This is a genomic window from Hymenobacter sp. UYCo722 (genome assembly GCF_040547115.1).
In the GTDB taxonomy this organism is placed as follows: domain Bacteria; phylum Bacteroidota; class Bacteroidia; order Cytophagales; family Hymenobacteraceae; genus Hymenobacter.
Genome location: NZ_JBEPPC010000003.1, coordinates 263,369 through 275,409, shown reverse-complemented (window position 1 = coordinate 275,409; position 12,041 = coordinate 263,369). Strand labels below are relative to the sequence as shown.

Sequence of the window (12,041 nt, the reverse complement as noted above, 5' to 3'; positions counted from 1 at the left end):
TTTTGTTACACCAATATTAAATATTGATTTCAGCCCCTATCCATGCTGGTCGACAGCTCAAATAATTGATTTAATGATTAATGTACTCGCTCAGACTTAATGAGTACGCTTGTAGAAAGGCGCTGAAGTGGGCTTATGACACTCACTTGCAAGCGCCTGCCCCATTATCTATTTCTTTCCTAAGATTTATCATAAACTCAATGGTAAATATATCAAATAAACCCGCATTCTCAAGCCCTAACGAATGCGCTTACCCCTGAAATAAAGCATTGTAAATGCTTTCCTGTGGAGCTAACAGTGCAACACGGCCTACTCTTATTGCCAGTGGCTAATAAGCTCATCAGTAATATTGTTGGGTCAGCACCGAGCGCAACCCCTGCTGCCCTGACCCCGTTAAGCACCTCAACCAGCCACTGAGCTGGCTTTTGCTTACACCTTCCATACCCACCCTTATGAATACCAACGATTCGAACAACCCGCAAAACTCTGGTACCGGCGCTGGCGCCAACTATGGCACCAGCAACACCGGCACTGGCATGGGCAACAGCTCGGGGCTCAGCAACGAAGGTACCAGCTACAATGCAGGTACTGGCTCGACGTCCGGCACGGGCGTTAATTCGGCCTCGGGTGCTTCGGCGGCCAACCCAACGAACAATGTAGATGGCGACGACTTCAGCGCAACTGCTAAAGGAGCTGCAATGGCCGGTACCGCCGGTGCTGTAGTAGGCCGCGCAGTTGATGGCGTTCAGAATACGGCCGATAGCGCCGCCCATGCCGTAACCGGCGAGCCTTACCGCGACGGCAGCTCCATGTCTGGCATGTTCCGCGACCGCAACAGCGCTGAGAAAGCCTACCAGTCGATGCATTCGCGCGGCTACGGCAAGGACGATGTGAACCTGATGATGTCGGATGAAACCCGCAAGACGCACTTTGGCGATGACACGGCACACACTGAACTGGGCGATAAGGCCATGGAAGGTGCTGGCGTAGGTTCGGCCATCGGCGGTACGGCTGGTGCTATCATTGGGGCTATTGCCGCCATTGGTACTTCGGTAGCGCTGCCAGGTCTGGGCCTCATCATCGCAGGTCCGTTGGCCGCTGCGCTGGCTGGTGCCGGTGCCGGTGGCCTCACGGGCGGCCTGGTGGGCGCGCTGGTGGGCTCGGGTATTCCCGAGGAGCACGCTGCTGAGTACGAAAGCGGTATCAAGGACGGTGGCATCGTGATGGGCGTAAAGCCCCGCAACGCCGATGATGCTAAGTATTTCGAAGAGGAGTTCCGTCGCCACAACGGCGATAAAATCTACAAGTACTAGTCTGGTCGCAGGTTCCGACCTGTTAGTCATCAAAAAAGCCTTTCCCGTCTGGGAAAGGCTTTTTTATTGCAACCTTCGTCAAGTTTAGGGAGTTTGTGAAAGATACTGGCAGCCATTTGCCAGTTGGGGCACTTATTACCCCGGCAAAGGCGTTTTTGCAGCATCGATTCGGCACTCACGGTGCTTGGCAATCTTCGTATATTTGATTTTCATACCGTTTTTTATTTTTTGCTAATGTCATCTCCCCGCTTGAAGGTCGGGCTGTACGCCTTTTTGGTGGCAGCCGTATTTGTTCTGGCATCGTACCGCCTGCTCCGCCGGTCCGATTCGGCGGTACCAACGAAGGACCAGGTGCTGATTGGCACCATGCTTCAGGGTTTGTCGGCAGCCCACTACCAACCTGAAAAAGTCGACGACAACTTTTCAAAGCGGGTTTTCGACCTTTATCTGAAGCACCTGGATTACCGCAAGCAGTTTCTGCTGGCCACCGATGTGGAGCAGTTGCGCCGCTACCAGACGCAGATTGATGACGAGGTAAAAAACGGCACGCACGAATTTCTCGACCTCGGCACCAAGCTGATGACTGACCGCACCAAGGAAATGCAGGGCCTGTACCGCGAAATTTTAGCTAAGCCCTTCGATTTCACGACTGATGAGTCGTTTCAGACTGATTTCGAAAAAGCTTCCTTCCCAGCGGACAAGGCGGCCCAGCGCGAGCTGTGGCGCAAGCTGCTGAAGTATGAAACCCTGAGCCGGGTGTCGGAGATGCTGGAAGCGCAGGAGAAGGCCAAAGAAGCCAAGCCCACTGCTGCGACCGTTGCGCCGGCCGCCGCCAACTCGGCAGCACCCACTGCCGCCGAACCCGTGCGCACCCCAGCCCAGATGGAAGCGGAAGCGCGCAAACGCGTGCTGAAGTATTATGACGAGCAATTTACCGAAATGAACGAAGTGGATGCCAACGAGCGGCTGGCAACTTACGCCAACACCATCGCCAACACCTACGACCCGCATACTGAATACTTCGCGCCCAAAGCCAAGGAGGATTTCGACTACGAGATGACGGGCCGCTTCGAGGGCATTGGCGCTACGCTGAAGGAAAAGGACGGTCTTATTTACATTGAAGAGATTATGCCGGGCTCGGCCTCGGCGCGCCAAGGCGATTTGAAAAAGGGCGATGCCATTTTGCGCGTGGCGCAAGGTGCCGCCGAGCCGGTGAGCGTGGAAGGCTGGCACACGGCCAAGGCGGTGACGCTGATTCGCGGCAAAAAAGGCTCAGAAGTGCGCCTCACGGTGAAGAAACCGGATGGCAGCACCAAGATTATTCCCATCATTCGCGATGTTGTAGTAGTTGATGATAAGTACGCGCAGTCGTCGGTTATTACCGATAAAGGCCAGAAAATTGGCTACCTGCGCCTGCCGGGCTTCTATGCTGACTTCAACGACAACGGCGGCCGTAGCTCGGCCGATGATGTAAAGAAGGAGCTGGCCAAGCTGAACGCCGAAGGCGTGAAGGGCGTGGTAATGGACCTGCGCTTTAACGGCGGGGGCTCGCTGAGCGACGCCGTGACGATGGCTGGCTTGTTTATGCCCAGCGGCCCGATGGTGCAAGTGCGCGACGGCCAGGGCCATACCCAGGTACTGACTGATAACGACCCCCGCGTGCAATACAGTGGCCCGCTGGTAATATTGGTGAACAAGTACAGCGCATCGGCTTCGGAGATTCTGGCGGCGGCTATTCAGGACTATCGTCGTGGCGTGATTATGGGTTCGACCAGTACCTATGGCAAGGGCACGGTGCAGCGCATTTTCGACCTCGATGAGGCCCTGCCGTCGGAATTGAACAGCATTAAGCCCATTGGCTCGCTGAAGCTGACCACCCAGAAGTTTTACCGGGTAAATGGCGGCTCTACCCAGTTCAAAGGCGTGGTTTCGGATATTGTGGTGCCCGACCTGTACTCGTATTTGGATGAGGGTGAAAAGGAGTCGGACTACCCGCTGAAGTGGGACGAGATTCAGCCGGCCCGCTACCGGGCCTGGGATGCTCCGCCGGCTCTTGATAAGCTGCGGGCTAACAGCAAGACTCGCATTGCCACCAACCCCAGCTTTAACGTGATGGATGAAATGGTGAAGAGCATGCGCAAGCGCAAGAACGAGACGGTGGTTTCGCTGAAGCTAAGCGCCTACCGCGCCGAGCAACAGCAGGCCAAAGCCATTTCGGACCGCTACGAGGCCGCCCAGAAAACCACTACCGCCCTCGCATTTTCGCCCCTGGCGGCCGACGTGCGCGCCGTAGATGGCGACACGGTGAAAGTGAACCGCGCTGCGCGCTTCACGCGCGGCCTGAAGAAGGATATTACGATTGGCGAGGCGGTGGCCGTAATTCAGGACGAACTGAAATAGGTGATAGCCGGGTGGCAGTGGTGCCGCTACCAAGTGCAGATTTGTCTGAAAAAGCCCCCGCCTCAGTTGAAGCGGGGGTTTCTTTTTGGCATTGGAAAGCGCGTTAATCCTGTTAGTAAATCACCTTTAATATTTCAGCGGAATAAGGACAGTAATTTATACCACAATAGTCTGATAATCAATGCTTATTTGATTAGTAAAAATTGTCAATAAATTTAGTATTCGTGCAACTAAAAACGGGCGGCATACTGTTTACTTAGCATGACGACTCAAGAGGAAACCCGCATCATCCCGTTCCACCCGTCGGTAGCCGCTATCGCCGAGGAGCCCAACCAGAAACTTGCTGATGAAACCTGGCGCAAATCCATCCCGGCGCAGGTTTTCCTCAACTATTTCTTCGCCATCAACTACCATATTCAGGAAAACGATGATGCCTTAGGTGGCTTGCAGAATCTGCCGTTCTTCCGCAGCCATTCGGCCGAGTTGGGCGAGGCTGATGTGACGGCACTGACGAAGCTGCTGCACACCAGCTGGAGCACCGAGTACGCCCTGCGTGCCACGGCTGAGCTGGGCGACGAGAACTTTCTGCGTAATGCCCTGCACTGGACGTTTCCGCAGGCTTACCACGCCATCTGGTCGGGGCTGCAAGCGTTTCTTTACACTACCGGAGTGCGCTCGAACAATGGCCAGTTGATTCGCCGCGAGGTGGGGCGGCTGGTCGTGAAGAATGCCTACCCGCGGCCGGTGTCGTTTTACGCGGCCGGGGCCTACGGCGACTTCAGCATTCACCGCTTACCGCTGGCGGGCTACAAGGCCGGGCTGCACATTGCCAGCAAAGAGATTGATGCCCAGGCCCAGGTAGGCCAGTTCCTGCGCACCACGCGCAAGCTGAAAGCGCAGTGGACCCGCGCACAGGTGCAGGCGAACCCCAACACGGCCATCCGCAGCCAGAAGACCGGCCGGCCGCTGGATAAGTGGACCGCCGCGCACTGGCAGCAGCTCACCTGGCGGCTGGGCTACACCACCATCTTCGACCTGCTGGGCCGCCTGCGCATTTCGCAGACCAGCCGGGAGATTGAGCGCTACGTAGAAGCCGACATTGACTTCCGCCTGTTTCACGGCTCGCTGCTCAATATTGTGAGTTACCTCAATGGCGTGCACGAAACCTACGTGGCCAAGGCCCTGGGCCTGGAGCGCTACCGCCAGCTGGTGGCCGAGCTGCCCGCGCACCTGCAGGCGGGCTTTGTACAGGAGCGCCTGCGCACCCGCGTCGAGCCGGTGCTGGCCCCTACCCCACCCTCGGCTCCGGCCATCAATGCCGAGGCTCCGCAGTATCGCCTGGCCGCATAATGTCTGAACCGCGGATTCAACGGATTTATCGGATTTTGTGAATGGAAAGCCGCTTCGGTTTCGGAGCGGCTTTTTCGTGCCGTACTTTTGCGGTTTACATTTTCATTTGCTATTCAACTCTTGCCTTTGCAAGCGAATTGGTTGTTGAAGTAGTCGGCCACAAAATCCGATAAATCCGACCAATCCGATAAATCCGCGGTTCAGACAACCATGCAACACTTAAGCGAACAGGAACAGCTACGCCGCAACAAGCTCGAGGAGCTGGAAAAGCTGGGCATTGAAGCATACCCGTCGGAGCTGTTCGACGTGACGTTCTACGCCAAGGAAATTCAGGACAACTACCACCCCGAGCTTAATAACTTCCAGGAAGTGACGCTGGCCGGCCGGCTGATGTCGTCGCGCGTGATGGGCAAGGCCTCGTTCGCGGAGCTGATGGACACCTCGGGCCGCATTCAGCTCTACATCAACCGCGACGAAATCTGCCCCGGCGAAGACAAGACGCTCTACAATGTGGTATTTAAGAAGTTGCTCGATTTGGGCGACTTCATCGGCGTGAAAGGCCGCGTGTTCAAAACCCAGGTGGGCGAAACCTCGGTGCACGTCACGGAGATGAAGTTGCTTGCGAAAGCCCTGCGCCCGCTGCCCGTGGTGAAAACCCACAAGGACGAAACCACCGGCGAGGTAACCACCTACGACGCCTTCACCGACCCCGAGCAGCGCTACCGCCAGCGCTACGTGGACCTGGTGGTGAACCCCAGCGTGCGCGACACCTTCATCAAGCGCACGCAGCTGGTGCAGTCGATGCGCAATTTCCTGAACGACAAGGGCTACCTGGAGGTGGAAACCCCGATTCTGCAGCCGCTGTACGGCGGCGCGGCGGCGCGGCCTTTCACCACGCACCACAACACGCTGGATATGACGCTGTACCTGCGCATTGCCAACGAACTGTACCTCAAGCGCCTGATTGTGGGCGGCTTCGATGGCGTGTACGAGTTCAGCAAGGACTTCCGCAACGAGGGCATGTCGCGCTTCCACAACCCCGAGTTCACCCAAATGGAGCTGTACGTAGCCTACAAGGACTACGCCTGGATGATGGACCTGGTGGAGGAAATGGTAGAGCGCGTGGCCATGGCCCTGCACGGCCAGACCGAAGTGCAGGTGGGTGCCAACCTCATCAACTTCCAGCGGCCCTGGCAGCGCTACACCATGTTCGAGGCCATTGAGAAGTATACTGGCATCGCCATCGGCGAGATGGACGAAGCCAGCCTGCGCGAAGCCGCCACCAAGCTCAACGTGCACCTGGACCCGAGCATGGGCAAGGCGAAAATCATCGACGAAATTTTTGGCGAGCACGTCGAAGGCAAGCTCATCCAGCCCACCTTCATCACCGATTACCCGGTGGAGATGTCGCCGCTGGCCAAGAAGCACCGCGACCGCCCTGGCATGGTCGAGCGCTTCGAGGCTATCTGCAACGGCAAGGAAATCTGCAACGCCTTCTCCGAGCTCAACGACCCCATCGACCAGCGCCAGCGCTTTGAGGACCAGTTGGAGCTGGGCAAGCGCGGCGACACCGAAGCCATGGTGCTCGACGAAGACTTCCTACGCGCCCTGGAGTATGGCATGCCACCCACGGCCGGCCTGGGCATCGGCATCGACCGCCTGAGCATGATTATGACCAACTCGCACTCCATTCAGGATGTGCTGTTCTTCCCGCAGATGAAGCCGGAGAACGTGCAGAAAGAAAAGCAGGAGGAAAAATAGCCTGTTAGCTTAAAAATCGAAAAGCCCCGTACGAAAATCGTACGGGGCTTTTCTTTTATAATCTCCTCACCCTTCAAACCGTTGGTTAATGCCTGCAATCTTCGCTGGTCCTGGCCGAATCAAGCTCAAATGGCACTGCCATTGTCCTTTGAAACAGCCGACTGGCAAGGTTGCGGGCAGTAAGTACGGCCTTCTTTCAAGGCGATTATAGAGGCACTTACGCAATCGGTTGAACCGGGGTTTCGCCGAGCGGCATAAAATTCGGGCGGCCTTATATGGTTAAAGCTTGGGCTGATGGCGGGTATCATCGCCAAAACCGTCATAGTCGGGGTTGTCGGCACTGTGCGTGTGAGCGGTGGAAGGCGTACCATTGCCCAAACCCTGCAGGAGGCGGTCGGCGGCCTGTTTATCGTCGCTGGTAGCGGCATCGGGGTTGGTGTGAGGAGCGGCGGCCTGGCTCTGCACTTTAGCCAGCGTATCGGTGGCCAGCTTGCTGAGGTCGCCGGCCCACTTGGCAGCCGACTTGCGCAGGTTGGAGCGGGTGTCGTCGCCGGTTTCGGGGGCCAGCAGCAGGCCAGCCACGATGCCCGCGGTAGCGCCGGCGATGAGCGAGAAAATAACTTTGCCTTTGTCGTCTTTCATAAGAGTGTTTCGCGGGGAAATAGAAATGATGCGATAATTGAATAACGGAAAAACCGGCCGGCTGGTTGGGACAGCAAAAAACCCCGCACCTTGCGGCGCGGGGCTTGCTAGCAAGTGGCCTTCGGCCAACTTACATGTCATTCAGCATTTTGGTGATTTCGGACTTGCCTTTGCCGAGCTTGTCCTGCAGCTTGCCAACCAGCTCGTCGCCTTTGCCGTCGGCATAGGTCAGGTCCTCATCGGTCAGCTGCGCGTACTGCTGCTTCAGCTTGCCTTTGATTTCGTCCCAGCTGCCTTTCATTTTCAGGCTGGCACCGGGCAGGGTTACGCCGAGGTCTTCGAGCTTGCCGGCGTATTCTTTGAATTTGGTTTCGAGGTCGGAACCCAGCTTCGAGGCCTGCTCGCCGAGCTGGCCGCTGTACTTGGTAGCAGCACCTTTCCAGTTTTCGCGGGTGGCCGAACCTTTATCGGGAGCCAGCAGCATGCCAGCAATGATGCCAGCGCCAGCACCGGCGAGAGCAGCTAAAAGGATTTTACCGGCGTTGTTGTCTTCTTCGTGGTACGACATGGTGTAGGGTAATGAAGGGTGAAAGTGTTTTGGTATGTACTAGGAAGGAAGCGAAGGCCAATTAGAAACCAATGGGTTTGTTTGGCGACGGCGCTTGTTCTGGCAAGCTATACGAATGGCACCGCCCGGGGTTCAGCTTACGGGTAAATTTTCGCGGGCTTTGACCCAAGCAGCGGGCTAAATCGGAAATCGAGGCAGCCGGCGTAGATTCGCCCCGTTCCTATCCTGGCCTTATGAAAACGTTTTGGGTACTAAGCGCCGCGGCGCTGTTGCTGGCCGGGTGCCAGCGCCCGGCCGCGCCACAGGTGGCCGACGATTGCCTCGACCCCACTAAAACCAACCCGCAGGGGATTTGCACCATGGAATATAACCCCGTGTGCGGCTGCGATGGCAAAACCTACCCGAACCCCTGCACGGCGGCCAACGCGGGTGTGCGCCGTACGATGCCCGGCCCTTGCCCCACTGCCCCAACCAAATAGCTGTCCGCGTTAATGCTTCCCAAAGCCCGCTACCTCGACTTCTGCCGCACTGCGCCCGACGTGCCGGTGTTTGCCCAGCCGTGGTACCTGGATGCCTGCGCCGAAGGCGGCACTTGGGACGTGGTGCTGGCGGAGAAGCAAGGCCGGGTGGTTGCGGCGCTGCCGTTCTTTCAGAAGCAGAAAGGCCCTTTCCGGTACGTAACCATGCCGCCCTTTGTGAAGTGGCTGGGGCCGTACCTGCTGCCCGAATTCCGGGGCCGGCTCCCGATAGAGCATGAGTTGATGCAGGCGCTGATTGCGCAGCTGCCGCCGGTGGCTTCTTTCAAGCAAAACTTTTATCCCACCATTACCAACTGGCTGCCCTTCTACTGGCAGCAATTCCGGCAAACAACCTACTACACGTACCGGCTGCACCAGTTGCGCGACCTGGCGCGGGTAGCGGCGGGCGTGGGTACGGGTATCCGGCGCGATATCCGGCTGGCGCGGCAGCAGGTGCGCGTAGTGCACGACCGGTCGCTGAACGAGTTTTACCGCGTCAATACGCTTAGCTTCCAGCGCCAGGGCCTGCCCGCGCCGTACTCGCTGCCTCAGTTTCAGCGGCTCGATGCGGCGCTGGCAGCGGCGGGCAGCCGGCAGCTGTTTTTCGCGGTAGATGAACAGGACCGGGTGCATTCAGTGGCTTACCTGATTTGGGATAGCACCACCGCTTATTTTTTGCTGGCCGGCGATGACCCGGGCCTGCGCGCCAGCGGCGCGGGCGTGCTGCTGGCCTGGGAGGCTATTCGCTACGCCAGCGAGGTGCTGGGGCTCGATTGCTTCGACTTCGAGGGCAGCATGCTGCCGGGCGTGGAGCGCATCCGGGTGCGCTTCGGGGCAGTACAGACGCCGTATTTCTACGTCTGGAAACACAATTCGCGGCTTTTCGAGTTACTGGAAAAGCTGAAACGCTGACCAGATTGAACGCCGTGCTGCTTTTTCGTTTGCACCTTATTCTCATTTCTCCCATTCAACCAAACCAATGTCCGACAAACGCTACGTCCTCAACCCTGCCCCTTTTGTAGTACCCACCACCGACGGCAAACTCATTGAGGAGCACGTGGGCGGAGCCAGCACCGGCACTTCGGCCTACAGCCTGGCCCACATGGTAGCCCCGCCAAACTGGAGCGAGCCCCACCAGACGCCCTCCTTTGATGAAATCACGATTGTGGTGCGCGGCCGCAAGCGGTTCGAAATCGACGGCGACGTGGTGGAGCTACAGGCTGGCCAAGCCCTGCTGATTAAGGGCGGCGCGCGGGTGCGCTACTCCAATCCATTTGCCGAAGAGTGCGAATACTGGTCAATTTGCGTGCCCGCGTTCAGCCCCGATACCGTGAACCGCGAGGAAGACTAACCTCTCATTTCCAGCTATATTCAGCCCATGGACCAGCGCATCATCAACCTCTTCGACGAGTACACCCACGCCCCCCTCACCCGCAAGGAGTTTATGGAGCGGCTTATTAAGCTGGCGGGCGGCACAGCCTTGGCATTCACGGCGCTATCGGTGCTGGAGCCGGGCTACGCGGCGGCAGCCACCGTTACGCCCGAAGCCGACGACCTGCAGGCCGAGGAAGTAAGCTGGATTGGCGACGGCGCGCCCGTGCGCGGCTACCTGGTGCACCCCAAGGGCCGCCGGAAGCGCGGCGCGGTGGTCGTCATTCACGAAAACCGGGGGCTGACGCCGCACATCAAGGACGTGACGCGGCGGGTGGCGCTGGCCGGCTACCTGGCGCTGGGCGTAGACGCGCTGTCGGTAGTGGGGGGCACGCCCGCCGATGAGGACAAGGGCCGCGAGCTCATCGGCCAGCTCGACCCGGTGAAAAACCTCTATAACTACCTGAAAGCGCTGGACTACCTGCGCGCCCGACCCGACTGCAACGGCCGCACCGGCGCGGTGGGCTTCTACTGGGGCGGTGGGCTGGTGAATCAGCTGGCCGTGCACGACCCGAAGCTGGATGCGGCCGTGGCCTACTACGGCCAGCAGCCCAAGGTGGAGGATGTACCTAGCATTAAAGCGGCCGTGATGCTGCACTACGGTGGCCTCGACCAACGCATCAACGCCGGTATTCCGGCCTACGAAGCGGCGCTGAAGGCGGCGGGTACCCGGTACGAGCTTTTCGTGTATGAGGGCGTGAACCATGCCTTCAACAACGACACTTCGCCGGCGCGCTACAATGCCGAGGCCGCTAAGCTGGCCTGGGACCGTACGTTGCGCTTATTCAAGGAAAAACTGGGATAGCCGGGCAACCGCGTCGAATTCTGCGGCATCTTTGCGGTACCTATCCGCTTCCTTTCCATGGTGCCCCAAAAACTACTTTCCTTTCTTACCGTCTTCTTGCTTAAAGCCGGTAGCAGCATAGCCCAGACGGCACCGCCGCCACCCACCCCACCGCCACCCGCCGCCAATGTGCAGCAAGTAAGCGTGGCCGTACCCCGGGCCGTATCGCTGCTGGCCGATGTGGTGGGAGTACTGGTATCGCGCAACCAAGGCCAGGATAAAGTGCAGACCCTGATGGAACGTCGGCGGGAACGAAGCAGGAAAGGGGCGCAAACCATCGATTTCAGCGTGCCGAAGAATGCGCTGACCCGCGTGCTAGGGCTGGCCGATTAATTATTGGGAATGCCGGCGGGGACGAATAAGGGTAGTAAGTCTGCGAAGTGGACGGATTGGTCGGGGTTTCCGGCCCGTCCGTCCACCTTTTGCATAAGGGGGCGGGTTGTGGCCGGCGGTTTGCAATTACTCTGGCAGACAAAGCCGGTGCGCTGCCCCGGGGCCGCCGTGCCGACTCCCGCTCAGCCCGCGCATTAATCCTGCGGAGTACTGTTCGGTCCAAGCCAAACGGGCTGTTCCTGAACAAGCGTCGCCACTACATTTTCCCACCAATTTCGCTTTCGTTTTCCAATGAAAAAGCTCCTATTTCCCTTGCTGGCTGTTTTAGCCCTCACCGTCGGCACCGCCGCCGCCCAAACTACCATGCCCGATACCGACGCCATGCAAGGCCGCGGCGGCCGCATGCAGGGCTCGCCCGATGAGATGGCCAAGCGCCAAGCCGAGCGCCTCAGCAAAGAGCTGGGCCTAACTACCGACCAAGCGACCAAAGTGCAGGCCATTCTGCTGGCCCGCACCCAGGAAATGCAGGCTATGCGCGGCCAGGCCCGCGACGGCGGCAACCGCGGCCAGCTGCGCGAGCAAATGCAGGCCGGGCGCGCCAAGTACGATGCCCAGTTCAAGGAAGCCCTCACCCCTGACCAGTACATCAAGTTCACCGCCCTGCAGGCCGACCGCATGGAGAATGACCGCGACATGCGCGCGGGCAATACTTCCGACGTGAAGAAGATGAAGACCAAAACCGCCGATGGCGATAAGGTGAAGGTAAAAACCGATAACTAGGCGCTTGCGCCTCGCTGAGAAACACAACGCCCCGGCCGGTTTGGTCGGGGCGTTGTGTTTGAGCAGGTTTTTAGGCTGCTAAACCTGCGAATTGTGGAATG

12 protein-coding genes are annotated in these 12,041 nt (G+C 58.5%); 10 read left to right on the top strand and 2 right to left on the bottom strand.

Features of this window, described 5'->3' with window-relative positions; translation table 11 throughout:
• Positions 1 to 452: 452 nt before the first annotated feature.
• The 4 genes from ABIB44_RS10770 (at position 453) to lysS (ending at position 6,824) form a co-directional block, all read left to right on the top strand.
• Entirely contained in the window at positions 453 to 1,313 is an 861-nt protein-coding gene (locus ABIB44_RS10770; RefSeq protein WP_354584666.1) for a hypothetical protein, read from the top strand.
• A 234-nt stretch (positions 1,314 to 1,547) separates the two neighbouring features.
• Entirely contained in the window at positions 1,548 to 3,713 is a 2,166-nt protein-coding gene (locus ABIB44_RS10765; RefSeq protein ID WP_354584665.1) for a carboxy terminal-processing peptidase, read from the top strand.
• A 261-nt stretch (positions 3,714 to 3,974) separates the two neighbouring features.
• Positions 3,975 to 5,063 carry a hypothetical protein gene (locus ABIB44_RS10760; protein WP_354584664.1) on the top strand — a complete coding sequence of 363 codons (1,089 nt, stop codon included), beginning with the start codon at positions 3,975 to 3,977 and terminating at the stop codon, positions 5,061 to 5,063.
• A gap of 210 nt (positions 5,064 to 5,273) precedes the next feature.
• Positions 5,274 to 6,824, top strand: a complete 1,551-nt coding sequence (lysS, locus tag ABIB44_RS10755; RefSeq protein ID WP_354584663.1) for a lysine--tRNA ligase — start codon at positions 5,274 to 5,276, stop codon at positions 6,822 to 6,824.
• 279 nt (positions 6,825 to 7,103) lie between these two features.
• On the opposite strand, the gene ABIB44_RS10750 is transcribed toward lysS, so the two are convergent.
• Entirely contained in the window at positions 7,104 to 7,466 is a 363-nt protein-coding gene (locus tag ABIB44_RS10750) for a YtxH domain-containing protein (RefSeq protein WP_354584662.1), read from the bottom strand.
• Between the two features lie 130 nt (positions 7,467 to 7,596).
• Positions 7,597 to 8,034 (bottom strand): CsbD family protein, encoded by a 438-nt coding sequence (locus tag ABIB44_RS10745; protein ID WP_354584661.1) that lies wholly within the window; start codon positions 8,032 to 8,034, stop codon positions 7,597 to 7,599.
• Between the two features lie 233 nt (positions 8,035 to 8,267).
• Between ABIB44_RS10745 and ABIB44_RS10740 the strand changes: the two genes are divergently transcribed.
• The 6 genes from ABIB44_RS10740 (at position 8,268) to ABIB44_RS10715 (ending at position 11,940) form a co-directional block, all read left to right on the top strand.
• Positions 8,268 to 8,513, top strand: coding sequence for a Kazal-type serine protease inhibitor domain-containing protein (locus ABIB44_RS10740; RefSeq protein WP_354584660.1), 246 nt, complete (start codon positions 8,268 to 8,270; stop codon positions 8,511 to 8,513).
• A gap of 12 nt (positions 8,514 to 8,525) precedes the next feature.
• Positions 8,526 to 9,464, top strand: coding sequence for a GNAT family N-acetyltransferase (locus ABIB44_RS10735; RefSeq protein ID WP_354584659.1), 939 nt, complete (start codon positions 8,526 to 8,528; stop codon positions 9,462 to 9,464).
• A gap of 67 nt (positions 9,465 to 9,531) precedes the next feature.
• A complete protein-coding gene (locus ABIB44_RS10730; RefSeq protein WP_354584658.1) occupies positions 9,532 to 9,903 on the top strand; it encodes a cupin domain-containing protein in 372 nt (123 codons plus the stop codon).
• 27 nt (positions 9,904 to 9,930) lie between these two features.
• Complete coding sequence (locus ABIB44_RS10725; protein WP_354584657.1) at positions 9,931 to 10,788, top strand: dienelactone hydrolase family protein; 858 nt, start codon at positions 9,931 to 9,933, stop codon at positions 10,786 to 10,788.
• Positions 10,789 to 10,884: 96 nt separating this feature from the next.
• Positions 10,885 to 11,160 (top strand): hypothetical protein, encoded by a 276-nt coding sequence (locus tag ABIB44_RS10720; protein WP_354584656.1) that lies wholly within the window; start codon positions 10,885 to 10,887, stop codon positions 11,158 to 11,160.
• A gap of 291 nt (positions 11,161 to 11,451) precedes the next feature.
• Positions 11,452 to 11,940: a Spy/CpxP family protein refolding chaperone gene (locus tag ABIB44_RS10715; protein ID WP_354584655.1), complete on the top strand. Its 489-nt coding sequence runs from the start codon at positions 11,452 to 11,454 to the stop codon at positions 11,938 to 11,940.
• Positions 11,941 to 12,041 lie beyond the last annotated feature (101 nt).